This is a genomic window from Paenibacillus agaridevorans (assembly GCF_018604145.1).
GTDB lineage: Bacteria > Bacillota > Bacilli > Paenibacillales > Paenibacillaceae > Pristimantibacillus > Pristimantibacillus agaridevorans.
The window spans coordinates 1,477,591-1,503,611 of the sequence record NZ_CP075889.1; the positions used below are offsets into that span (position 1 = coordinate 1,477,591).

Genomic DNA, 26,021 nt, shown 5'->3' on the forward strand with positions numbered 1-26,021 from the left:
CAATAGCCCGAAAAAAACGGGTTCCAGGACCCGCTGGAGGGATTGTGATAACTTAAGCCTTCCATCAAAGTTCAAATTAAGATTTTGGACACAAAAAAAGTTCGAAAATTGCTCCAAGAGCCAATTCGCGAACTTGTTGATATAAAGGTTGGTGCGGTCGAGAGGACTCGAACCTCCACGGCTGTTACACCACTAGAACCTGAATCTAGCGCGTCTGCCAATTCCGCCACGACCGCATATGTTGAATGCGCCAACAGAAAATAATATATCACACGACCCGATAAAAGGTCAAGTTTTTATTTCATTATCTCCCCGAACTTTCCCCGACCTAAAAAAAACACAAGCTCCGCAAAGCCATTCCATTGTCCGATGAACGTCATCTCCGTAGGATTAAGGTATGCCGGTGAACCAATAAATCAGCTTGCAACTTTACTATCGAAACGGAGGGCTCAGCTTGCCGCATATTTCAATCCGCATGTACGAAGGGCGTACGGACGATCAAAAAGAAGAGATTGTCCAAGTGTTCACGAAGGAGCTGTCGCGTATCATCGAGAGAGAACCAGCATTTATAACGATCGAGTTTAACGAAATTTCGATCGACGACAATGCGCCTGCTAATCTGAGGAACAAGAGGTGAAGAAGGATGGCCAGTAAGCTGGAACCTAGGGGAGCGGGAGCAGCGCCATCCCCTAATATAAGATCGGGCGGAGGCCACGTGCTGCTTGGCTATATGTGGAAGTATAAGGCGTTGTATTTCATATCATTGCCGGGGTTGTTTTATTTTCTGTTATTCAAGTACGTACCGCTCATGGGCTCCGTTATAGCCTTCCAGGACTTCAATCTGTTTACCGGCATAACGGGCAGCAAGTGGGTGGGGCTCAAGCACTTCGAGCGGATGTTCTCGCATTACGACTTCCTCAACATTTTAAAGAATACGCTGTTGTTAGGCATCTACGACATTCTGTTCGCGTTCACCGCGCCGATCATCCTCGCGCTGCTGCTGAACGAGGTAAGGCTCATGCTTTACAAAAAAATCATCCAAACGATCATGTACGCGCCGCATTTCTTGTCTTGGGTAATTGTAAGCGGTATCTTCGTCGGCATTCTGTCGCCGGAATCCGGTGTTCTTAATGTAGTGCTCGGCTGGTTCGGCATCGATCCCATCTACTTCCTTGGAGACGACTCCTACATTCGGAGCGTACTCGTAGGCTCGGGATTATGGCGCGATGTCGGCTGGGGTACGATCATCTATCTGGCGGCGCTCGCGGGCATCAATCCCGATCTGTACGAAGCGGCGGAGATTGATGGCGCCGGACGCTGGAAGCAGACGCTCAGCATTACGATCCCGGCACTGCTGCCAGTCATAACGATTCTGTTCCTGCTCAAGATCGGCGACTTCCTGGATTACGGCTTCGAGCGCGTGTTCGTCTTCCAGAATCCGCTCAACATCCGCAATAGCGAAATATTGGACACGTATATTTACAAAGCCGGCCTCAAGCAGCTGCAATTCAGCTACGCAACGGCGATTGGCGTATTTAAATCCGTAGTCGGCCTGTTCCTGCTGCTCATCGCGAACACGCTCAGCAAGAAGGCGACCGGAGAATCACTGTATTAACGAAGGGGTGACCACGAGGTGAGACACGCAAGCGTAAGCAGGAAGATATTCCTGATCGCCAATTATCTGTTTCTGACGCTGCTCGGCTTGACGATGTTCCTGCCGTTTATGAACGTCATCGCGCAATCGCTCAGCAGCGGAGGAGCAATTGACCGCGGCGAGGTCATGTTCTGGCCTGTCGAATTTACGACGCATTATTACAAATATGTATTCGAGGATGTGTCCATCTGGCGCGCGTTCGCCATTTCCGTTTATATTACGGTAGTGGGTACGACCATTAACCTGGCGGCAACATCCACACTGGCATACCCGCTCTCGCGGCAGGAATACGTTGGACGCCGTCTGCTTCTCATTCTGATTCTGTTGACCATGATTTTTAGCGCGCCGCTTATTCCGCAGTTCATCTTGATGCGCGAGCTTCATTTGACGAATACGTTATGGGCGCTTATGTTGCCGACGGCAATCAGCGCGTTCAACCTGTTCGTGCTTCGTTCCTTCTTCGCGCAGCTGCCGACGGAAATTATCGATGCAGCGCGAATCGACGGCTGCGGCGAGACCAGGACGCTGTGGAGCATCGTGCTGCCGCTGTCCAAACCCGCTTTGGCGACGGTCGGCATCTTCTATTCGGTGACGAACTGGAACAAGTATATGGATGCGCTGTATTATATTAATGACCGGAGCTTGTACCCGCTTCAGGTTAAGCTGCGTGAGCTGCTCATTACGGACGATCTTGCCGATACCGGCAATCTGGCGTTCGAAGTGACGTCGCAATCCGTGCAAGGCGTGCAGATGGCCGTCATTCTGGTTGCTACGCTGCCCATTATTATGCTGTATCCGTTCCTGCAAAGGTTTTTTATCAGCGGCATGCTGATCGGTTCGATAAAGTCCTAAAAAAACGACAAGCCGATACAAAGACAGTCCATTGTGACGCCCGAAGCGAACCCAATATACTGGTAATGAGTTTGGAAGCGCTTTAGCGCAAAACCAACAACTTTAAGAAAAGAGGGGTAAACAATGACCAAATTCATGACTCGCGCCGGTATCCTGCTGACGACATTCGCCATGCTGGTCGCATGCTCCGGCAACAACGGAGGGAGCTCCAACACGGGCACAAGCACGGAAAAGCCGTCCTCCACGAACGCCGGCGTGGAAAAACCCAAGGAGCCCGTTAAATTTTCGATTTCCATGAGAACGCTAAACGTAGCCTATGTCGAAAAACATCCCAACATCAACGATGACAAGTACGTAAAAAAGCTGGAGGAGATGACGAATGCCGATTTGGACATCCGCCTCATCCCGCATAACGAATATCAAGACAAGATGGTCCAGATGTTCGCGACAAACGATATTCCGGACGTCGTGCAAGGCAGCGGCGGCATCAGCGGCCCGGAGCTGGCCGGCGCGGTAGAGAACGGCGTGTTCCTCCCGCTAAACGATCTGCTTAAAGAGCATGGCCAGGATCTGCTGAACTTTATTCCGCAAGAGGCATGGGACCGGATGACGGATTCCAAGTCAGGCAATATTTACGGCATTCCCGAAGTACTGTCGAACCCGTCCCGCCGCGCAACCTGGATCCGAACAGACCTGCTCAAAAAAGTCGGCAAAGAAATTCCGACCACGGTCGAAGAGACGCTCGATGTGCTTCGCGCCTTTAAGGCTGCCGGCGTCGAGCAGCCGTTTGCAGGACGTCAGAACTTCAAGTACGCTGATACATTTTTCGGCTCTTACGACGTGTTCGGTTATTTGAACCAATTCAAGCTGTTCCCGGACGGACAGGTAAAACCAAGCTTCTTCGATACCGAGAACATGAAAAAAGCGATCGAGACCTACAAAACGATGTACGACGAAGGACTCATCAGCAAGGAATTCGCTACGATTGAAAGCACCGACTTCCGCAGCAACGTCACAAGCGGCAAAGCCGGCATGTGGTCGATGAATGCCAACGAACTGCCGATCTGGGGCGCTCAGCTCAAGAACAACGTGCCGGATGCAGAGGTTGCCCTTATCCCGTCTCCCGTAGGAACGGATGGCAAAGGCGGATATGCCCACTACAACCCGGTCACTCGTTCGTTCTACATCAACGCGGCGGCCAAAGACAAAGCGGCGGACATCGTGAAGTTTTTCAACTGGATGGTAAGCGAGCAAGCGGAGCTGTTCTTTAGCTTCGGCATCGAAGGCGATGACTACAAAGTAGAAGGCGGAGAGGCCAAGTTCGAAGTGCCGACGGATACGGAAGGCACCGACAAGCTCCGGTATTTAAACGGTTGGCTGTGGATGATTCAGGATACAACGTATAATAAACGCGTATCCTCGCTCTCCGAATCCGGCAAACAAATGATCGACGCTTTCGACAACATGTTGTCCAAGGAAGGACGCAGCGCCATCGAGTTCGACCCGCGCCTGGAAGCGCTCGTGCAGAACCCGGATCTAAATCCGAAGTCCGACGAAATGCCGCCGCTCATCCTGGAACAAGTTCTTCGCATCGTCTACGGCAAGGACAGCATCGACTCCTACGACAAAGTGCTGGAGGAGTATCTATCCAAAGGCGGAGCGGATATTATCAAAGAAGCGACGGAGCGTTACAATAACAAAGAGAACGCGTTCGAATAGGAGGAAGGGGTAACCCGCTACCGCCAGCCAGAAGGCTCTCCAGCCCGGCATCGTGCCGAGCTGGAGGGCGTCTTGCCATCCTCCGCCCGTTCGCGAAAGCATACTAAGCAGAAAAGAGGGGATGTTCCATGTATCGTATCCTGGTTGTGGACGACGAGCCCATGATTCGCAAAGGATTGGAGAAGCTTATCTCCCAGACCGCCTCAGCAGAGGTTATCGTGGAGACGGCGGAGAACGGAGCCGACGCGCTCGATCGAATCCAGGCGAACAGACCGGATTTTGTATTTACCGATATACGGATGCCCCGAATGGACGGGTTGGAGCTGTGCAAGCATATACGCGAAAACGACAGTTCAATCGACGTTGTCGTCGTCTCGGGCTACAGCGACTTCGAATACGCGCAGAAATGCGTCTCGTATGGCGTGAAGGAATATATTTTGAAGCCGGTTACGCGCCACGGCGTGGCTGAGACGATCGGCAAGCTGATTGCCGGGATGGCCGCCAAACGTTCCATCGGCTTTATCCCGATGGCGGAGCAGGAAGCATGGATTGAACAGTTGGAGGAAGCGGTATGGCATCTGGACGAGTCGGCCCGATCGGTCGCCGCGGGGCGCATAAGGCAATATTGCGAGGAGCAGTCAATCTCGGCCGTTCAACTGCGCGACATGCTGTATGAAGTCATGCTCAAGCTGGTCAAAAACCTGAACAAACGCGATGTGTACAACTTCCCGGAGCCGGCTGGGCCGGAAGAAGCGGAGCCCGGACTGGATTCCAGCTTCCGCTGGATGGGGGCAGAGCTGGACGATGTGATGAAGCTGATTCGCGGCAAGCGACGCGGCAACGTGAAGGATCCCGTCGAGGAAGTGAAACAATACATTGAGCAGAATTTGTCCAAGGAGCTGACGCTGGAGGACGTAGCGGATCGTCTCGGCCTCAATCCATCCTATTTCAGCCAGTTGTTTAAGCAGATGACCGACGAGACATTTGTGCAATACCGGATCAAGCGCAGGATGGAGCGAGCCAAGAAGCTGCTGGCGCTGCCCCACTACAAGATTACGGACATCTCGCACGAGGTCGGATATGCGGATCACCCCCATTTTACAAAGACGTTTAAGAGGATGACGGGTTGCACGCCATCCGAATACCGCGACATGCTGGGGATCGACTGATGCGCAAAAGCTTATCGAAGCAGCTGTTTTTTTATTTTTTTGTGCTTATTCTGTTCTCGATGTCCATGGTGGGCATTTTCTCGTACGTGGAATCGTCCAGGGCGATCGACGAGCAGGTGGAGAAATATTTGACGACGGTCATTAACAGCGCGTCCATGCAGACGGACAACCAGCTGCAGACGTTCGAGCGCGTGACGGATTCCATTTTGTCGCAGCAGCAAGTGAAGAAGTTTCTGGATATGACGCCAGGGGACAGCTACGCGTATTACGAGTTCACGAACGAGATTCGGAAAGATATATTCAACAAAATTCATATTACGTACCCGACCCAAATCAATATGATTTATATTTTGGGGTATCACGGGCGTTCCATCTTTGACGGCAATCAAGGTTTTTCGTCCCATAGCGTCGATACGTCGGAGCGGTTGCGGGAGCTGAACGAGAAGACGGAGGACAACGGCCGAATCTCGATCTTAAGCACGAGTCTGCTGGAGAAGGATTCCGGAAAGGTCATTACGGTGACCCGCAAAATTAGAGGGTATTCCTCTTACAATATTAAGGGCGTGCTCGCCATCGAATTCCACGAGGAGCAGTTGACTCAATTATGGAAGCAGATGGATCTCGGCGAAAACGGGTTCTTCTTTATTCTGGACAGCCAGGGCGAGGTCGTCTACGCGCCGGATACGGAGCCGATGAAACATTTGCTGACGACGGCCACTCCCGGACGGATCGTAAACGGCGGAGAAGAGAGATTTATAGCGGACGTAGGCGGGGAGGAGAAAATGATCGTCTCCCGAAGGTCGGACTACTCCGGCTGGAGTCTGGCAATAGCTATGCCTTTAAAAGAGCTGCGCGCGCCGATCTCGGCGATTCGCACAACAACGATCGGAGTCGGCCTGCTGACACTGGCGATTGCATTATTTCTCGCGCTGCGTTTCGGTCGGTCTATCGTAAAGCCCATACGCACGCTCATGAACGGCATGCGCGAGACGGAGAAGGGCAATTGGCAGACGGTGCAGGTAAAGCGTCGGGAAGATGAAGTCGGCGGCCTCGTCCATAGCTTTAATCTGATGGTCGGCCGCCTCTCGGAGATGATCGAACGGGTGTATGACGCGGAGCTAAAGGGACAGAAGGCGCAGCTGGAGCTTCAGGATATCCAGCTGGAGCGCCAAAAGGCTGAATTCCAGGCGCTGCAGCTGCAGATTAATCCGCACTTCCTGTACAACACGCTGGAGACGATCAATTGTTACGCGATCGTACAGGATTCCGACGATATATCGGAGATCGTAGAGGCGATGGCGTTTATGCTGCGTTATTCCGTCCAGACCAATCTGGAGGAGAGCACCATTGTCAACGAGCTCAATCATGTCAGAAATTATTTGATTATACTCAAGCATCGAATCGGAAGAGAATTTGAGCTGGAGGTTGCGCTGGAGCCATCGCTGCTACTCGAGAGAATGGTGCGTCTGACGATGCAGCCTGTCGTGGAAAACGTGTTTCAGCATGCTTTCCCGAACGGAATCGAGCCGCAGCATGCCATCCGCATCGATGCGCGACTGGAGTCCGATCGATTGCTTGTAACGGTAGAGGATAACGGGGAAGGGATGACCGGGAAACGGCTGGCGAAGCTGCGGCAGCGGCTGAAGGAGAATCGGTTGGCTGACGATGACGAACCGCTGCAGACCAGAAGACGCGGCGGCATCGGCATTCTGAACGTACATCGCAGAATCCAGATGGTTTATGGAGACGATTATGGCATTGAGATCGACAGCACGTTAGGTCAAGGCACCGTCATTACGATGGTGATGCCTCGCGAGCTTAACAACGGGAGATAACGGGAGGAGAATGGAACATGAACATGGATTTGACAGGCAAAATTGCATTGGTAACCGGGGCAAGCGGCGGAATCGGCAGAGGCGTGGCCGTGGAGCTGGCCAAACACGGAGCAAAGGTAGCGGTCAATTACTTGAGCAGCGAACAGGGCGCGGCTGAGACGGTGGCCGAGATCGAGGCGCTAGGCGGGAAGGCGCGTGCATTTCAGGCCGATGTGACGGATATTGCGGCTATCGGCCGGTTGGTGTCCGAGATCGAGAACGCATTCGGAGGTTCCATTGACATTTTGGTCAACAATGCCGGCCATCTCGTGCAGCGGCTGTCAAATGCCGAGATGACGGAGGAGCTGTACGGCAAAGTGATGGACGTCAATCTTAAGAGCACCGTATTCGTCAGCAAAGCCGTTCTTCCCGGCATGAAGGCAAGCGGCGGCGGCAGAATCGTCAATATGACATCCGTTGCCGCCCATAACGGCGGCGGACCCGGCGCATCTATCTACGCGGCAAGCAAAGCGGCAGTGCTTTCCTATACGAAGGGACTTGCGAAGGAGACGGCGAGCGACGGCATTCTTGTCAACGCGATATCGCCGGGCTTTATTGGAGGAACGGCCTTCCACGCTACGTTTACGCCGGATGCCGCGAGACAAGCGACGGTGCAGGGCATACCGCTGCGCAGGGAAGGAACGCCGGGCGACGTCGCCGGCGCCGTGCTGTATCTCGTCTCCGAGCTGTCCGCCTACGTAACTGGCGAGACGATCGAGATCAACGGCGGAATGTTTATGCGATGAGCGCGCCGAAGATGTCTCTGCGAGAAGGGAAAAAGGACGACACGCTGGGTCGGCTTGTCTCCGAGCTGGATGCCATTATGGAGGCCAACCCGGAAATTCCGACAGAGCCTGGCGGCTGGTGGCATCAATACGTCTGTCCGGTGCATCATACGGAGCTGCTGTTCGATGAGCTCAAGGAAGACGATGGGCGTTATGAATGTCCCTACGGCTGCGTGCTGGAGGGCGAGCCTTACCATGGAGCGTGGCTCGTCTTTCGGCACCAGGCGATGGCAAGGTTCGCGTTGCAAGCCTCTGCCGTATTCGCGGCAACGGGCGAACGCCGGTACGGCGAGTACGGCAAGGGAATCATTGTCGCTTATGCGAGACAGTTCCCGCTATATCCCGTCCATCCGGACGCTCAGCCCTGGATGCTCAAGGGACGCGCCTTCCATCAGGCGCTGACGGAAGCGATCTGGGCAACGACGCTGCTGCGAGCCTATGTGCTGCTCAAGGACAATGGCCTGGATGTGGAGACGGCGCAAGACGATTTTAACAAATTTCTGGATATGCTCGGAAGCAGCATGGAGCAATACCATCATGTTTTGACCGTGGAGAGGAATCAGCCGGAGAATAACTATACGGCATGGTTGAATGCGGCCTTATGCTGCGTTTACGCCGCAAGCGGCGACGAGGAGAAGCTGCGTTCTTTACTGGAGAGGAAAGGCGGACTGCTCCACCATCTGGAGATTGCCATCCAGTCCGACGGGCTGGAGTTCGAAGGCAGCGTCTATTATCATGTGTTCGTGTTGCGAGCGTATATGATAGCCGCGGAGATGGCGGCCAGATTCGGCATCGATCTCTATGCGTATCGCGGGCAAGGCGCGCGGAGCATGGAAGGGATGCTGGCGGTTCTGACGAAACTTGCCGACGAACGGGGGTGGCTGCCTGCTCTGCATGACGGGCCGTACGGGAGAGCTCCATATAGCCGCGAAATCGTCGAAATTTTCGAAATCGGATATACAAAATATCGCAAGCCGGACTACAAACGAATTCTTGCCTTCTATTATAAGGAGTTAAATCCCGAGAGCGGACAGCGAGACGGGCTTGAATACATGCTTTACGGATATCCTTGGGGTCCTGATTCCGTTCTCCCAAATAAAGCTGAGGTTAATGAGTCGGGAGGACGTTCCTGTCTGCTGCCGGACAGCGGCTTCGCCGTAATGAGGCATCCCGATAACCTGCTGAGCACTCTTGTCGATTATGGACCGCATGGCGGCTCCCACGGGCATTACGACAAACTTAATCTCATGTTAAACTTGGCGGGTTTGCCGCTGTCTCCCGACCCTGGAACCGTTCCGTACGGCTCCGAGCTTAAAAAGGGTTGGTATCCATCCACGCCATGCCATAATACCGTCAGCGTGAATCGGAGATCGCAGAACGAGACTGAGGGTCGCTGTCTGAGCTACAGCGCCCATGACCGGGAAGGTGCATTCATTAGCATGGCTGCAGACGACGCCTATGAAGGCGCGGAGTTGAAGCGTCATGTAGCGGTCGTCTCGGATTATGTGATTGATTGGATGCAGGTGAGACTGCAAGAAGAGGGGGAGTTGGACTGGTGGTTTCACTTCCTTGGGGAGCCGGAGGCTGCGGGGGAAGAGAGCCATTGGAAGCGAATGGAGCAGTCTGTCTCCTTAGGCGATAGAGACGGTTACCAGTATATAAAAGGGATCGGCAAGCTTCGTTCAGAAGCGGCGAGCGGAATCGATGAATACAAATACGCTTCATTCCGCATACGACTAACCGGCAACAGCGCGGATGCAAGGATGAGCGAAGATTGTCGCACGAGGCAGCAAGTAGATCGTACGGCCTCCATCTCGCTGCTGTTTCCGTCGGGATCAACGTTGTGGCAGGTGGAGTCGCCCGGCGTTGCGACGGATCCCAGCGTGCCCATGAACGGTGTTCTGGTGCGTCATGTTGGCACAGCCATTGACTTGGTAGCCGTCTATCGCGCCGGCGCCGAACCGGCTGCGATCCGGTGGAGCAGCAACAACAACGGCTCCGACAGCGGAAATCGTGTGCTTGTCGTAACTACGGAAACCGGTTGCCGGACGTATGAGCTTTCGGAGAATGGATTAAAGGAAGGGGAGAAGGACATTTGAACCTGATCAAGCTGTTCGAGCCGCAGAGCGGCGTATTGTCGGTGCCGTATTCGCCGCAAGAAGGAACGAAGCTGCTGGAGAATCCGCCTCGTTTCACCTGGATGCCGGCTCTTGCGGAAGGCGGAACGTACGTCCTCCAGCTATCCTCTTCGCCTGAATTCGCGGACCGTGAGACGAACCAATTTCATCCTATTCCATACAATCTGTTCACGCCGGATGCGCCGCTGTCTACCGGCACTTATTATTGGCGTTATGCTCTGGCTCAAGACTCCGATGGAGGCGAGAGAGCGAGCAGTTGGAGCAAGGTCCGATCATTTACAGTGGAATCAGGCCTGCCGGAGACGCCGTTGCCTGCACGATCGGTCAGATACGCGCATACTGGAGGCGCGCATCCAAGATTATGGCTAAGTTCGGACAGGGTCGCTGCTCTTAGATCCCGAATCACAGAGGATGCCGCATACTGCGGCTGGGATACGTTCTACGAAGGTTCAGTGAAGCCTTGGCTTACGCGGGACCTTATCCCGGAGCCCTCACCCTACCCAGGCAACAAACGTGTCGCGCATCTGTGGCGCAAGATGTACATCGACTGTCAGGAAATATTTTACGCCATACGCCATCTTAGCGTTGCCGGAGTTATCTTGCAGGATGATGTTCTATTGGCCCGTGCAAAGCAGTGGCTGCTCCATGCCGCATTGTGGGATGCCGAAGGGACGACATCGCGGGATTACAACGACGAAGCGGCGTTTCGCGTGGCAGGAGCATTGGCTTGGGGGTACGATTGGCTGTACGACGAGATGACGGAGGAAGAGCTGCGGCTGGTTCGGGAGGCGCTGCTTGCGCGCACGCGTCAGGTCGCCTTTCATGTGATCGACAGGTCGAAGATTCATCGGGTGCCGTTCGACAGCCATGCGGTCCGGTCCTTGTCCTCCGTGCTTGTCCCCGCCTGCATCGCGTTGCTTCACGAAGTGCCGGAAGCGGCGGAGTGGCTGGATTACGCTCTGGACTATTTCTCTTGCCTTTACTCCCCATGGGGGGGAGAGGATGGAGGCTGGGCGGAGGGTCCGATGTATTGGACGACCGGCATGGCATTTGTGACGGATGCGCTTAATCTCATTAAAAGCTACAGCGGCATAGATCTGTACAAACGGCCTTTCTTTGCGCGGACGGGCGACTTCCCGCTTTATTGCGCCAGTCCGGATACCGTGCGGGCAAGCTTTGGCGATCAGTCTTCGCTGGGCGAACCTCCGATTTTGAAGACGGGCTACAATATCCGGCAGTTCGCCGGAGTGACGGGCAATGGTCTGTATCAATGGTTTTATGAGCAAACCAAACATAATGATCCCGATCCCGATTCAAAATTTTATAACTACGGCTGGTGGGACTTCCGATTCGACAATCTACAGTATCTGCACGACTATCCTGCGGTGGAGCCGATCCTTCCGGAAAACGGTGTTATAGAACCTGTGAAGTGGTTCCGGGATATCGGCTGGGTCGCGATGCATGATCGGATGGACGATCCCGCGGAGCATCTTATGCTGCTGACGAAGAGCAGCGGCTACGGCTCCATCAGCCATAGCCATGGCGATCAGAACGCCTTCTTGCTGCATGCGTACGGAGAGCCGCTGGTTATCGAGAGCGGTTATTATGTCGCCTTCGGCAGCACGATGCATAAGCATTGGCGGCGGCAGACCCGATCGACGAATAGTATACTAATCGATGGTCATGGCCAATACGCCGGCGACAACAAGGTGTTATGCAAAGCGGCGTCCGGCGTCGTGGAGGAGGTTCGTTCCAGCGCGGGTTACGGTTACAGCCGAAGCGACGCCACGGCAGCCTACAAGGAGAATGTCCCTTATCTGAAGCGATTCGTTCGAGAGATCTATTGGTTCGACCAATCGTATATCGTTATTGTCGATTATGTCGATCTGGAGCGGAAGGGGAGAATAGAGTGGCTGATGCATACACTCTATGAGATGGAGCTGTCGAGAGCTTCATTTCTTGTGAGGGGAAAGAAGGCGGATATGGATGTCCGATTCGTTTATTGCTCCTCGGGTCATCCGGTGCTCACGCAGCATGACGAGTTCACGGACGTGGATCCGGCCGAATACGAAGGTCAGCCGAAGCAGTGGCATCTGCATGCCGAGACCCCGGAGGCAGAGAGCCATCGGCTCGTTACGCTGCTCGTACCGAGGAAGAAAGGCGACACCAATTTCGTTTCGAGCATAATGGATGACCAAGGGCATGGCGTACATCTTTACTTCACTAATGAGACCGGCATCACTCGAATGATCGAGGTAGCCAAAGGATATTGACTATGATCTCTTCTCGTGTAAAACACAAACAAGGTTCAAGCTTTCAGGCTTGGACCTTGTTTTGCGTCTAACGCCCCTCCGCTAATGGACAAGAGATTTTTTGTTGAATTTACGGCTGAAATAAGCGAATATAAGGATATTAAACTTCAAGGCGGTCGTTTTCTTAATTAATTTAATGACTAAATTATAAGGGCGGAAAAGCGGGGAAATCCGTCTTGCGGAGGGAGCGGGAAGAGTGAATGGAATTCGGACGCACGGGCTCGCTTTCACCAATAAGTTGTTTATAAAGATTTTATTATGTTTTCTCTCTCTGTTAGTGCCGATTGTCATTATCGGCTCCTTTGTTTACAACGACGTCAAGGGACTTGCCGAAAGGGATGTGTCCCAGAAGCTGGCGAACAATCTGGTTTCGTCGATACAAACGATCGATCTGCATTTGGGCATGGCTCATTCCACAATTAACAATTTGCTGATCGGGGACATTATCCAACAGCATTTGCGGCCATACTCGGAGCTGGGCGATACCGGCAAGATGAATATGCAATTGATTGTCCGGGCGGTTGGCGCGCACCAGAATACGTACAGCTCGTTTATCGAAAGCATATTTCTGTATATTGACAAGGATAAGGTATACACTGGCGACGGAGTCATCGACTTCCCGATATTTTTCGAAAAGTTTTATCGCAGCAGCGAATACGACACTGGTTATTGGTCGGAACAATTGGAGAAAAGCGACTTCTTCAAGCTATTGCCGGCTACCGTCATGAAAAATTACGGGAACACGGGGAAGCGGGTCATTCCCAGCGTGACGACGCGTTACATTAACGGCGAATTGGCGACGATGGTGACGAGCCTGTCGCTCAGGGCGGTTGAGCAAAATTTGCGCAGTCATTCCATCTATAACTCGACGGATTATCTGGTGCTCGATCAATACAAGGATTCGATTATCAACGATCGTGTTGACGACGCTTCCATCGACCTTATCCGGCAGGAGGTCACGGAGCCCGGGCAAGCGGAATTTCTAACCGTGAACGGTAAACGTTCGCTGGTGATCCTGACAGGCTCGGAGGACCTCGGCTGGGACTATTATTCCATTACGCCCGTTGCTTCGTTCAGTCATGAATCGCAGCGAATTCTTGATTTGCTTATTTGGATATGCATCAGCCTGATGATCATCGGCATATTTTTTTCGTTCGTCTTCAGCGTGCATTTATATAATCCGATACGGAATATCCACAATATTTTGACCCGCAACGAGCTTCAAGATAAGGCTGTTTACGAACGCCGCTCCAATGACGAATTAAAGATGATCGGCAATCGAATCTATCAGCTTATGAACCAAAACAATGAAGCGGTCAATCAGTTGAATCAATATTCCAACGAGCTGCTGGATCATTTTTTCAATACGCTGATTAACGGAAATCCGGCGGCTCAACTGGGGACGACCAGACAGATGCTGGACAAAATCGGTTTTCAGGGAGGAAGATACTTGTGCTGCTGCTTTATGTTCCAATACAAAGAGCGCTTTAACAGCGAAATTAAAAAGCCGGAAAGGGCGCTTATCCAGGATAAACTTAAAAACGTGCTTTGGGGGATCATGCGTCAATATGTGACCTGTTATACGGTTAAGCACGAACAGAACTTTTACGTTTGTCTGATCCAGCTTCAATCGCAGGAAGACCGTGCGCAGCTTAACAGGGCGCTGGACAATATAAAAAACACGTTCGCCTACGACATGGTTTATTGCGAGCTGACAATCGGACTTGGCAAGGTGTACGATTCCGTGCATGATCTGGGCAAATCCTATAACGACGCGCTTACCGTCATTAACCGGATCGACGGGGATTCGTCCATTCAGATCGTGGACGCGGTAGATATCAGGATCGAAGGCACCTATTACTACTCGTTCCCCGACCAGAAAAAAATAGTCAATGTGCTGCGCGCGGGCAACCGGGAGCAACTGGAGGCGGAAGTACGGGACTTGATCGAAATGAACGTAAGCCGCAATGTCGCCTATAAGTATATGGGCATGCTGCTTGTAGAGCTGATGAACACCGGCATCCGGTATTTAAACGAAAAGCAGATGATCCGTCAGAAGCTGCTGTCGCTCAGCGAAGAAACGGCGCTCGGCGGTCCTTTGCTTAACAATGAGCTGGAGGAGCGGGTAGGCCTCCTTCTTGAGTTTTATATGCGAATTATCGACGAGTCCGAAGCAGGGAAAATAGAAAATCGTAAGACCGAAGCGGTTGTCGCCTCGATCACGCAATATATTGAACTGCACTTTGCCAAAGATATCTACCTCGAGACGATCGCGGATGAAATCGGGCTTTCGGCAAAATATATATCGCGTTTGTTCAAGGAATCGACGGGCGTCACGATTTCCGATTATATCAATGGCTTTCGGATGGACAAGGCGAAGCAACTGCTGGTCAACACCGATATGAAAATCACGGATATAGCGGAGCAAGTCGGAATCAACAGCCGAACGACATTTCTCCGCGTCTTTAAAAAACATGAAGGTCTATCGCCAACGGATTACCGAAATGCCCGTCCTGCCGGGCAAAAACACGATTAGTGGCCTTTTTGGTCACGTGGAAAAATGAATCGTCAACGACTAGGAGCCGAAATGGAGCACAATGCTCCCTTTTGGCTCTTTCGGCATAGAGACATCCCGGCTTACACTAGGCTCGTAAACCAAACCAACAAAAAACGGAGGTCGAAACATGAATTTCAATGCGACAGGATTGAAAAGGAACAAAAGCCGGGTATTGCTCGCAATGTGCGTCATTTTGACGATGGGACTCACGGCTGCCTGCTCCGGCGGAAATGCCGGTTCAGACGAGCCATCGGCAAAACCTCAGGAAACGGGCGGCGCGTCGAACGATTCCGGCAATGGGGCCGAGCCCGAGCCGTTAACGCTTACCTGGATGCGTTATGAGCACCCGAATCAGGCGCTCCCGGAAGACGCTACGATTATTAAAGAGATTGCGCGTTTAACGAATGTAACCATCTCGCTGCAAAGTGTTCCGCAAAGTAATTACGAAGACAAGAAAAAAACGTTGATCGCAACAAATAATGCTCCGGATATTATGTTGGTAAAGCAGGACGATTTGTCCAACTTTGCCGATTCGGGCATCTTCCTGGATCTTACGCCTTATTTGGATCGAATGCCTAATTTCAGCAAGGTGCTAGAAGAGAAACCGGAGATCAACAAAAATAAAATCGACGGCAAGCTGTTCGGCTTCCCGCTTGTACAAAAGCTGGCTGCTTCGCAATCCGGTCAAGTGCCGGTCATTCGGGTTGATCTTCTGGAAAAACATAATCTGGAGGTACCTGCAACCTATGAGGAGCTGTACGAAGTGTTAAAGGCGCTGAAAAGCGAATATCCGTCCTCATACCCTTTTGCCAGCCGCGCGGCAAACGGCTTGAGCGGTACGGAAAACTTGATTAACCCCATCGCCTTTGGTTTTGGCAGCGGTTATACCAATGTAAACGGCGCCAAGGTTTATTACGATCCGCATGCGGGAGAATATCGCTTCGGGCCTTTCTCGGAAGCGTTTAAAGAGGCCATTGCCTACTTGCGCAAGCTGTACGAGAACAACTTGCTTGATCCGGACTACACGACGGCAACCTCGCAAATTTGGCAGGAGAAGCTGAGCTCGGGACAATCCTTTTATTATCAAGACAACACCGGGTTTGGCGTTAATTTCAACAAGGCGCTTCAGGAGAAGGATCCCGACGCCAGATTTGATTTGCTGCCGATGCTGGAAGGCGGAGACGGCAACGGCGTCAAACGGGGCGAGCTGTACCAGTTGGATCATTTGTCCGAATCGTATGCAATCAGCGCCGACGTGAAGAATCCGGAGAGAGTCGTCGAGTTTATGGATTGGTTGTACTCCGATGAAGGCGTCAAACTGACTTCATGGGGAATCGAATCCGAGCACTATACGATGGAGAGCGGCGAATTTAAGATCAACGATTCATTTTTCAGCAAGTTCCTCGATGCTCCAAATCCTTATTTGGCAAAGGATAGCGAGCTTGGTACCGGTTATTTGGGATTGTCCCTGCATAACGACGCAACTTACGACTTGAACAGCCAGCCGGAATTGATGCAGGAATGGACACGCAAAAACATTCAAGCGGTTGAAGACGGCCTGGCGTTTAGAATGCCTTACGACCCGTCCTTTACGCAAGAAGAGCGCGAAGAACTGAAAAAGCTGAGAACGAAGCTTGATGCGTATTTGACGCAAACCATGGATAAATTCATTATGACCAAAAACGGCCTGGACGAGTGGGACAGTTTCCTGGAGCAGTGCCGCAGCAATGGCGCCGAAAGGATTGTAGAAATTTATAACACCGCGCTGGCTAGAGCGAAGTAAAAGTCTGGAGGTCGATCCGAATGTCATCAGAGCGCGCTTCGACTAGCGGTTGGCTGCAGGTCAGCAGAAAGCTGAACAAAAGCAAGTTTCTGTACGCCATGCTTGTTTTGCCGATTTCGTATTTTCTCGTTTTTCATTATGCTCCGATGCTGGGCAATCTGATGGCTTTCCAGGATTTTTCGATCAGAAAGGGGCTGCTCGGCAGCCCCTGGGCCGGCTTCGAATATTTTGAACAGTTTCTGTTTGAGCCGTATTTCTGGAAGGTCGTTAGAAACACCTTGCTGCTTAATCTGTATTCGCTTATTTTTTATTTTCCTGCTCCGATTATTTTTGCCATATTGGTTAATGAGCTCATTGGGAGCAAGTTCAAACGCGTCATCCAGACCGTTGCATATGTGCCTCACTTTTTGTCTACCGTTGTTGTCGCGGGCATGCTGGTCAACTTCTTGTCCGTATCGGGACTGATCAATGAAATCATTACCTGGTTCGGCGGCTCGGCGCAAACGTTTCTGTCCCAGGCGGATTGGTTCCGTACCATTTTTATCGGCTCCGAAATCTGGCAAGGTTTGGGCTGGAGCTCCATCGTTTATTTGGCAGCCTTGACTGCCATCGACCCCGGTCTTTATGAAGCGGCGACGATCGACGGCGCGAACCGCTGGCACAAGATCAGGCACATTACTCTTCCCGGCATCTCCGCCGTTGCTACGATAATGTTGCTATTGTCCATTGGACAAATGCTATCGGTGGGCTTCGAGAAAATATTGCTGCTTTACAGCGGTCCTACCTACGAAACGGCTGACGTGATCCAAACCTACGTATACCGCAGGGGACTGATCGACGCCGACCTTAGCTTTGCGGCGGCGGTAGGCATATTCCAGTCCGTCATCTCGTTGATTCTGATCGTTTCTGCCAATCAACTCTCCAAAAAAATAAACGGAACAAGATTATTTTAAGAGGTAGTTCAAAAAGTCCATAACGGAGGGACGACATGCTGAAACGGAAAATGGGATGGTTCGATTACTTAAACGTCCTGCTGATGCTGCTTATAATAGTTGTTATATTTTATCCGATCTATTACATGGGAATTGTTTCGGTCAGCTCCGGTCTGGCCGTTCAGCGTGGAGAGGTGTATCTGTTTCCCGTGGATTTGACCTGGAAGGCCTATGAAATCGTATTAAACGACCCTATGATTTTACGCTCTTACGCAAACACGCTGTTGTATACCTCTCTCGGCGTTCTCATTAATTTGACGCTGACGATCATGTGCGCCTATCCGCTCTCGCGGAAGCACTTGTACGGCAAGGGGATCATTGCCTTTTTTGTGATCTTTACGATGTTTTTTGACGGAGGTTTGATTCCAAGATATATGGTGGTCCATTCGCTGAACATGGTCAACACGATATGGGCGATCGTTTTGCCGACAGCCATCAGTGTTTTTAATCTGATTTTAATGAGAACCTTTTTCGAAAATATTCCGGATGAGCTTCATGAATCGGCGATTGTGGACGGCGCCGGGGAGGCGCGTACGCTCCTGCAAATTATTTTGCCTTTGTCCATGCCGGTCATAGCGACGATCTTTATTTTTTATACGGTAGCCCATTGGAACAGCTTTTTCCCGGCGCTTATCTACCTGAACGAAAAAAGTCTGTACCCGCTGCAAATTATTGTGCGGAATATCGTCATCCAGGGCGAGCTCGCCGCACAGGTTACGGAGATGGGGACCAGCGAAGGCATGTCCGTGATGGCGCTTAACGTGAAATACGCGGTCGTATTTATTGCCATATTGCCCGTATTGGCCGTATATCCGTTCGTTCAGCGCTTTTTCGTACAGGGTGCGATGCTTGGCGCCGTAAAGGGATAACCACAACCGTGCACCCCATAGACAACAAAGCGGCCCATCTGCTATAATCCAGTTAACTTAATGAATAAGTTATAATATTATTATTCATGAAAATACTGATCAAAATTAACGGGGGGGACGGGTTAAATGAGTCGTTATGCATTAATCCAATTAATAAGTAAATATCCTGAATTGGCGGAATGCGAGGCGGATATCGCCGCTGCCGCCGACACTATCGCGGCAAGCTATCGGGCAGGCGGCAAGCTTTTGCTGTGCGGCAACGGAGGCAGCGCATCCGATTGCGATCATATCGTCGGTGAGCTTATGAAGGGATTTATGTCGAAACGACCTTTGCCGGAAAAAGTACGGTCGACGTTCGCGGCGCAATTTCCGGAGGAAGGCGACTATTTGAGCGATCATTTGCAAGGCGCCTTGCCCGCCATTTCTCTAAACGGATCTTCCGCCTTGGCGAGCGCCTACGCTAATGACGTGGCAGCCGATATGGTATATGCCCAGCAGGTATACGGATACGGGCAGCCGGGGGACGTGTTGCTGGGCATCAGTACTTCGGGCAATTCCGCCAATGTCATTCGGGCGCTGCAAACGGCCAAAGTCCGTAAGCTGACGACGATCGGATTAACGGGACGAAGCGGAGGCAAGATGTCCGACCTGTGCGATATTGCCATTAAGGTGCCATGGGACATAACGCCGGACGTGCAGGAACGGCATTTGCCGATCTATCATGCGCTTTGCATAATGCTGGAAGATTATTTTTTTCTTCAGGATTGAACAATTAAAACGTCAGGGGGATGGAGATGGATAAAACAGTAAAATGGGGAATTCTCGGCCCGGGTAAAATTTCGGATACATTTGCCGGCGAACTAAGATTTGCCCCTGAAGCTCATATCGTTGCGGTCGGTTCGCGCTCGCTAAAGCGCGCGGAGGCGTTTGCGTCGAAGCACGGAATCGAACGCGCCTACGGCAGCTACGCGGAACTGGCCCGCGACCCGGAAGTAGACATTGTGTATATCGGGACGCCCCATCCGATGCACAAGGAGGATGCGTTGTCATGTCTGCGGGCGGGCAAGGCGGTTCTTTGCGAAAAAGCGATTACGATGAACGCGGCAGAGCTGCAAGAGATGATCGATGTGGCCCGGGCTAACGGAGTGTTTTTGATGGAGGCGATGTGGACGCGGTATTTGCCGGCGATTGCCAAAGTGAGAGAGTGGCTGGCGAGCGGAGTGATCGGGGATATCGGCTTGGTCGATCTCCGCTTCGGCAATATGGCGGCGTGGGATCCTTCCAGCAGACTGTTCGATCCGGCACTGGGCGGCGGTACGCTTCTTGACGTAGGCGTATATTGCGTTTCCTTTGCATCGATGGTGCTGGGACGAGAGCCCGATACTATACAAAGTCTGGTCAAGATCGGCACAACCGGGGTAGACGAAGTCTTTACGGCTTTGTTCGGCTACGACAATGGGCAAATGGCCTCCATTATGGCCGGTCACCGCTTGAAATCGAAACACGAGGCGGTCATTCTGGGCTCCGAAGGCGAAATTCGTATTCCCGACTTTTGGCGGGCCAAGTCTGCGACTTTGACCCTGCATGGACGCTGCGTGGAAAATTTCGTCGATACCTTGGAGCTGAGAGGCTCCTTGCACGAGGCGAACGAAGCAATGCGCTGCGTCAAGGCCGGCAAGCTGGAGAGCGACATTATGCCGCTTGCGGAATCGCTTGCGATTATGCGGACGATGGATCGTTTGCGGGCCGATTGGGGTTTGCAATATCCTTCCGACGCCTTGGCGGGAGGGATTAGAGCTGACTAAAGGAACGCTGCATATGATAGGCAATGCGCATATCGATCCGGTTTGGCTATGGGCCTGGCAGGAAGGCTTTCAGGAAGTGAAGGCTTCGTTCCGCTCCGCGCTGGATCGGATGAAGGAATTTGATTTTTTTGTATTTACCTGCAGTTCGGCGGCGATGTACGAATGGGTGGAACGCAATGAGCCCGTCATATTCGAGGAAATTCGGCAGCGGGTCGCCGAAGGACGATGGGTCGTCGTTGGCGGATGGTGGATACAGCCGGACTGCAATATTCCCGGCGGCGAATCGTTTGTGCGGCAGGGCTTGCTGGGCCAGCGATATTTTATGGAAAAGTTCGGCAAAACGGCCAGCGTCGGATACAATGTCGACAGCTTTGGGCACGCCGGCATGCTGCCTCAAATTTTGCGAAAAAGCGGCTTGGACGCTTATGTCTTCATGAGGCCGATGCCGCATGAGAAGTCGTTGCCTGGTCCCCTGTTCTGGTGGGAATCGGACGACGGCTCTCGCGTTATGGCATTCCGGATTATTCATAAATACGAAAGCTGGGGAAAAGAGCTTGAGCAGGGAGTTGCGCGAACGGCGGAGCAACTGATCGAGCCTCTTAGCGACCTGATGATGTTTTACGGTGTCGGCAACCATGGGGGAGGCCCTACGATCGCCAATATCGAAAGCATTGTGGAGATGAATGAACGGACGGATTTGCCTGAGCTTGCGTTCAGCTCGCCGGACCGTTTCTTCGATACGATTAGGGAAAGAGGCGATGTGTTGCCGGTTGTGCATGATGATCTGCAGCATCACGCGGTAGGTTGTTACGCGGCCCATTCCGGCATCAAAATGTGGAATCGGCGGGCGGAAAATCGGCTGTCAGCAGCAGAACTGTTCGCCGTCGTTGCCGAGAAGGAGACGGGGCTGTCGTATCCGGACGATTACAGGCGCGCTTGGAAAAACGTGCTGTTCAACCAGTTTCACGATATATTGGCCGGAACAAGCATACGCGAAGCCTACGATGACGCCCGTGACGAATTCGGAGAAGCGCTGGCGATCGCGGGCCGCGGGCTAAACGGCGCGTTGCAGTCGTTGTCGTGGAATATCGGAATTGACAAAGAAGTAGGCATGAAGCCCGTCGTCGTGTTCAACGGTCATTCGTGGTCGGGAACGATGCCCGTCAAGCTGGAGCTTGGGGCGATGGGAAGCAAGCCGCTTGTGTTGGATGAAAGCGGGCGGATCATCGAGGTGCAGGTCGGACAGGCCAGTTCGACAACCGCCGACCCGAACGGCCGTTATAGCTATGCCTTTGTCGATGACCTGCCTGCCATGGGATACCGGGTGTACAGGTTGTACGCAGATCCCGCCAACGCGAAACCGACAGCGGCAGCCCGTCCGGGAGGCATGTTGCTTGCAGAGCCGCATGCTCTGGAGAACGGGAAGTTCCGACTGGCATTCGATCCGGAGACGGGCTGGATCAGCTCTTTATACGACAAGAAGCTGCAATCGGAGCTATTCGCGGGAGCGGCAGCGCGGCCCGCGGTTCTGGAGGATTTCTCCGACACATGGAGTCACGGCGTTTTCCGATACGATAAGGAGGTCAGCCAATTTAAAGCGGCGGATATTAGAGTGCTGGAAGCCGGCCCGGTAAAAGCGACGATAAGAGTCGTCAGTTTGTACGGGCAATCCAAGCTCGTTCAGGACTTTAGCATGTATCGCGATTTGGACCAAATCGAGGTTAAAGTGAAGGTAGACTGGCGGGAGCGGTTCAAGATGCTCAAGCTGATGTTTCCCGTGGCGCTTGCAGGCGTAAAACCGACCTATGAAACGCCATACGGTCATATCGTGCGCGAGTCGAACGGCGATGAAGAGCCGATGCACAGCTGGGTCGATTATTCCGGCTATCTGCTGAAGGACGGACCGGCGTACGGCATCAGCTTGATGAACGACGGCAAACACAGCTGCAGCATGAACAACGAGACGATCGGGCTCACCGTGCTGCGAAGCCCGATCTATGCCCATCACGTTCCGGCACAACCGGATCCGGAGCAGGAATACGAATTTATGGACCAGGGCATACAGCGGTTTACTTACGCCTTGCTGCCCCACCCCGGCAGCTGGGAACGGGCAGGCACCGTTCAGCGGGCGCTTGAACTCAATCAGCCGCCGCTAACCGTCGTGGAATCGTACCATGACGGGCGGCTTCCCCAGCGAAACTCGTTTATCGACGTCGATCAGTCCAATATCGTGGTATGCGCATTAAAGAAAGCGGAGGATGGCGGCGGTTATATACTAAGATGCCGCGAAACCATTAAGAAGTCGACGGTCGCGCTAATCAAGCTGCCGCAGTGGGGACGGGAGATCCGGTCCTCTTTTGGACCTTGCGAGATCAAAACTTTTTACATCCCCGCGGACGGCGACCGACCCGTCGTGGAAACGGATTTGATCGAGAGGCCGCTTGGCGTGTAGGCAAAGCCGGAACAAAGGACGTGAGATACGATGAAACTGCTGGCCGGACTCGATATCGGCGGTACCAAATGCGCGGCAAGCATCGGAGCGGCTTCGGACGGGACGATTGAGTTGCTGGAAAAAAAACAGTTTCCGACGCCTTCGACGCCGGAGGAAACGATTATATGCCTGGGAGATACGTTAACCGAGCTGCTTGCCTTGCAGGGGTCCGATGCCGTCCCTGCAGGCATAGGCATTAGCTGCGGCGGACCGCTGGACAGCCGGACGGGACTCGTGTTGTCGCCGCCCAACTTGCCTGGCTGGGACAACATCGACGTTGTGTCCCCCATTCGGGAACGTTTTGGCGTCTCTACGCTGCTGCAAAATGACGCCAACGCATGCGCGCTGGCCGAATGGCAGTGGGGAGCCGGCAAGGGTCTGGACCAGATGATATTTTTGACTTTCGGCACGGGCATGGGAGCGGGACTTGTTCTTAATGGCAAGCTGTATGCCGGGACCAACGACATGGCGGGCGAAATCGGACATATTCGGATGGCCGACGACGGGCCGGGCGGATACGGGAAAACAGGATCGTTCGAAGGCTTCTGCAGCGGCGGGGGCATTGCGCATCTGGCTCAACTGGAGGCGCTAAAGCGGCTGCAGCGGGGAGAACGCCCCCCGCTTTGTCCGAGCCTCGAGCGGCTCCCTTATCTTGACGCCCGAACGGTGGGGAAGGCAGCTGAGGGCGGCGACGAGCTGGCGTTGGCCGTCATGCGCCAAACGGGAGAACGGCTGGGCGCAGGGCTTGCGCTGCTGGTCGACCTGCTTAATCCGCAATGCATCGTAATCGGCAGCATATACGGCAGGCAGCAATCGCTGCTGCAGCCTTATGCCATGGCCAAACTGAAAGCGGAGGCTCATCCAAGGGCCCTTGCCGCCTGCCGAATCGAGCCTGCCTTCTTCGGGGAACAGATCGGCGACTACGCAAGCCTTTCGGTAGCCTTGTATGCATCGGCTGACAATCACTGAAAAATAAAATTCGGACGAAAGGCGGGCACAAATGCCCGCCTTTCGTCCGTTTAATAGAGAGGAAAAAGTAAGGAATAAGATTACAGGCGTCGGCCAATGATTATCCCCGTTCCAACTGGCCTTTTTGCAGCCCGTACAGCGACTTGGTTGGCAGATGATTATAGACTGCACCATGGACACAGGGCTACATTGTGGAGGACAGCTGATCAAATTTAGTTTAATCATTAAGAATTTATGCGGACGGAGGTGAATGCAATGTTGCGGCGAATCTCGATACGGAACGGCTGGTTGTACGCCATGCTGGTACCCGGGCTGCTGTTTTTCCTTCTGTTCAAATACTTGCCGATGTGGTGGGTTTTGATCGCTTTCCAGAATTACCAGCCCGCGCTGGGATTTGCCGGTAGCGAATGGGTAGGTTTTAGTCATTTTGTCCGTTTTTTTAACGAGCCGACGTTTTGGATGTTGTTCCGCAATACGGTTATTTTGGCGGTTTACAACATCGGATTGTTTTTCCCGCTGCCGATCATAATCGCGCTGCTGCTAAACGAATTGAGGCGTCAATGGTTCAAAAAGCTTGTACAGACCTTTATCTATATCCCCCATTTCTTTTCCATCGTTGTCGTTGTCGCCATTTCTTATGTGCTCTTTACGACGGAAGGCGGCTTAGTCAATGAATCCATCGTGAGGATGGGCGGGGAAAAGGTCGCGTTTTTGACGGCGCCGGAATGGTTTCGGCCAATGGTTACGTTGCAGGTGATTTGGAAGGAAACCGGCTTTGGAACCATCATCTTTTTGGCTGCGCTGGCGGGAGTCGATCCACAATTGTACGAAGCCTCGAAAATCGACGGGGCCAATCGCTGGCACCAGCTCTGGCACATTACGGTACCGGCAATTAAAAGCACGATTATTATTTTGCTGATTTTGAGGCTGGGCAATTTTCTCGACACCGGCTTTGAGCAGATGCTGCTGATGATTAACGCGCTTAATCGCGACGTAGGCGAAGTGTTTGACACCTATGTCTATACAAACGGCATTATTCAGGGGCAATTCAGCTATTCCACGACGGTAGGATTGTTTAAGTCGGTTGTAGGATTGCTGCTGGTTGTCGGGGCGAACTATATGGCGCGCAAGATGGGCGAGGAAGGGGTGTATTGACAACCATGCTGCGACGAACATCCGTATCGGGTCTTTTTTTCGATATTAGCAATTATTTGTTTTTGGCGGCCATGGCGCTTGTGACGCTCCTGCCGTTCGTTCATATTGCAGCCGGATCGTTTGCGACGTCGGCGGAGGTGCTTGGCAGCAAATTTCTGCTTTTTCCGAAAACGTTTTCTTTGGAAGCATACCGTTTCATTTTCTCCGAGCCTACCTTATTGCGAAGCATTGGCGCCACCGCCTGGATTACAATCGCGGGGACTGTCATCAATATGGCGATGACGGCTTTAATGGCGTATCCCTTGTCCAGAAACATTAAAGGGAAACGGTCCATCATGGCGCTTATCGTGTTCACTCTATTATTTGGCGGAGGAATGATTCCAAGCTTTTTCGTCGTAAAAGGTCTGGGGCTGCTGAACACGTATTGGGCGCTTTGGCTGCCTGTAGCCATCAATCCGTTTTATTTGATCATCTTGATCAATTTTTTCCGACAGCTGCCGGTCGATTACGAAGAATCGGCCAAAATGGACGGAGGCAGCGATCCCTATATTTTGTGGAAAATCATTATACCGTTGTCTTTGCCTGCCATGGCCACTTTTTCCCTGTTTTACGCGGTGGCGCATTGGAATACGTTTTTTAACGCTATTATTTATATAAACGATTCGGCAAAGTGGCCTATCCAGGTACTGCTGAGACAGATCGTTATCATGTCGTCCGGGGGCATTGGCGACGTCAGCTACAGCACCGAAGCGCAATACGTGGTGCCGCCGCAAACGATCAAGATGGCTGTTATTGTAGTAGCGACCTTGCCTATTATCGCGGTATATCCGTTTCTGCAAAAGTATTTTGCGCAAGGCATGCTGCTAGGCTCCGTGAAGGGGTAAGGCCGATATCCGG

General features: G+C 52.6%; 19 protein-coding genes and 1 tRNA gene. 19 read left to right on the plus strand and 1 reads right to left on the minus strand.

Annotated elements, in window-relative coordinates; all coding sequences use genetic code 11:
* Positions 1 to 149: 149 nt before the first annotated feature.
* A tRNA-Leu gene (locus tag KJW29_RS05750) sits at positions 150 to 236 on the minus strand.
* Between the two features lie 218 nt (positions 237 to 454).
* Here KJW29_RS05750 and KJW29_RS05755 point away from each other — a divergent pair.
* The 19 genes from KJW29_RS05755 (at position 455) to KJW29_RS05845 (ending at position 26,008) form a co-directional block, all read left to right on the plus strand.
* Complete coding sequence (locus KJW29_RS05755) at positions 455 to 637, plus strand: tautomerase family protein (RefSeq protein WP_214629076.1); 183 nt, start codon at positions 455 to 457, stop codon at positions 635 to 637.
* A gap of 6 nt (positions 638 to 643) precedes the next feature.
* A complete protein-coding gene (locus tag KJW29_RS05760) occupies positions 644 to 1,615 on the plus strand; it encodes an ABC transporter permease (protein WP_214629077.1) in 972 nt (323 codons plus the stop codon).
* A gap of 18 nt (positions 1,616 to 1,633) precedes the next feature.
* The gene (locus KJW29_RS05765) at positions 1,634 to 2,506 is read left to right on the plus strand and encodes a carbohydrate ABC transporter permease (protein WP_087567607.1); all 873 of its coding nucleotides are present in this window, start codon (positions 1,634 to 1,636) and stop codon (positions 2,504 to 2,506) included.
* 123 nt (positions 2,507 to 2,629) lie between these two features.
* Entirely contained in the window at positions 2,630 to 4,225 is a 1,596-nt protein-coding gene (locus KJW29_RS05770; protein WP_214629078.1) for an extracellular solute-binding protein, read from the plus strand.
* Positions 4,226 to 4,353: 128 nt separating this feature from the next.
* Complete coding sequence (locus KJW29_RS05775; RefSeq protein WP_214629079.1) at positions 4,354 to 5,394, plus strand: response regulator transcription factor; 1,041 nt, start codon at positions 4,354 to 4,356, stop codon at positions 5,392 to 5,394.
* Positions 5,394 to 7,229, plus strand: a complete 1,836-nt coding sequence (locus KJW29_RS05780; RefSeq protein ID WP_214629080.1) for a sensor histidine kinase — start codon at positions 5,394 to 5,396, stop codon at positions 7,227 to 7,229. The genes KJW29_RS05775 and KJW29_RS05780 overlap by 1 nt, the downstream gene beginning before the upstream one ends.
* Positions 7,230 to 7,246: 17 nt before the next feature.
* Positions 7,247 to 8,014 carry an SDR family NAD(P)-dependent oxidoreductase gene (locus KJW29_RS05785; RefSeq protein ID WP_214629081.1) on the plus strand — a complete coding sequence of 256 codons (768 nt, stop codon included), beginning with the start codon at positions 7,247 to 7,249 and terminating at the stop codon, positions 8,012 to 8,014.
* Positions 8,011 to 10,152 carry a heparinase II/III domain-containing protein gene (locus KJW29_RS05790; protein ID WP_214629082.1) on the plus strand — a complete coding sequence of 714 codons (2,142 nt, stop codon included), beginning with the start codon at positions 8,011 to 8,013 and terminating at the stop codon, positions 10,150 to 10,152. Before KJW29_RS05785 ends, KJW29_RS05790 begins: the two co-directional genes overlap by 4 nt.
* Positions 10,153 to 10,154: 2 nt before the next feature.
* A complete protein-coding gene (locus tag KJW29_RS05795; RefSeq protein WP_246608807.1) occupies positions 10,155 to 12,464 on the plus strand; it encodes a DUF4962 domain-containing protein in 2,310 nt (769 codons plus the stop codon).
* A 235-nt stretch (positions 12,465 to 12,699) separates the two neighbouring features.
* Positions 12,700 to 15,039, plus strand: coding sequence for a helix-turn-helix domain-containing protein (locus tag KJW29_RS05800; RefSeq protein ID WP_214629083.1), 2,340 nt, complete (start codon positions 12,700 to 12,702; stop codon positions 15,037 to 15,039).
* Between the two features lie 148 nt (positions 15,040 to 15,187).
* Complete coding sequence (locus KJW29_RS05805; protein ID WP_214629084.1) at positions 15,188 to 16,843, plus strand: extracellular solute-binding protein; 1,656 nt, start codon at positions 15,188 to 15,190, stop codon at positions 16,841 to 16,843.
* A gap of 20 nt (positions 16,844 to 16,863) precedes the next feature.
* Positions 16,864 to 17,796, plus strand: a complete 933-nt coding sequence (locus KJW29_RS05810) for an ABC transporter permease (RefSeq protein WP_214629085.1) — start codon at positions 16,864 to 16,866, stop codon at positions 17,794 to 17,796.
* Between the two features lie 35 nt (positions 17,797 to 17,831).
* Positions 17,832 to 18,704, plus strand: coding sequence for a carbohydrate ABC transporter permease (locus KJW29_RS05815; RefSeq protein WP_087567614.1), 873 nt, complete (start codon positions 17,832 to 17,834; stop codon positions 18,702 to 18,704).
* A gap of 126 nt (positions 18,705 to 18,830) precedes the next feature.
* Entirely contained in the window at positions 18,831 to 19,472 is a 642-nt protein-coding gene (locus KJW29_RS05820; RefSeq protein WP_214629086.1) for a D-sedoheptulose-7-phosphate isomerase, read from the plus strand.
* A gap of 26 nt (positions 19,473 to 19,498) precedes the next feature.
* Positions 19,499 to 20,509, plus strand: a complete 1,011-nt coding sequence (locus tag KJW29_RS05825) for a Gfo/Idh/MocA family protein (RefSeq protein WP_343222744.1) — start codon at positions 19,499 to 19,501, stop codon at positions 20,507 to 20,509.
* Positions 20,510 to 20,522: 13 nt separating this feature from the next.
* Complete coding sequence (locus KJW29_RS05830) at positions 20,523 to 22,961, plus strand: alpha-mannosidase (protein ID WP_214629088.1); 2,439 nt, start codon at positions 20,523 to 20,525, stop codon at positions 22,959 to 22,961.
* 30 nt (positions 22,962 to 22,991) lie between these two features.
* Complete coding sequence (locus tag KJW29_RS05835) at positions 22,992 to 23,969, plus strand: ROK family protein (RefSeq protein ID WP_214629089.1); 978 nt, start codon at positions 22,992 to 22,994, stop codon at positions 23,967 to 23,969.
* Positions 23,970 to 24,203: 234 nt separating this feature from the next.
* Positions 24,204 to 25,124, plus strand: a complete 921-nt coding sequence (locus KJW29_RS05840) for an ABC transporter permease (protein ID WP_246608606.1) — start codon at positions 24,204 to 24,206, stop codon at positions 25,122 to 25,124.
* Positions 25,125 to 25,129: 5 nt separating this feature from the next.
* Positions 25,130 to 26,008 (plus strand): carbohydrate ABC transporter permease, encoded by an 879-nt coding sequence (locus KJW29_RS05845; protein WP_214631017.1) that lies wholly within the window; start codon positions 25,130 to 25,132, stop codon positions 26,006 to 26,008.
* Positions 26,009 to 26,021: the final 13 nt, after the last annotated feature.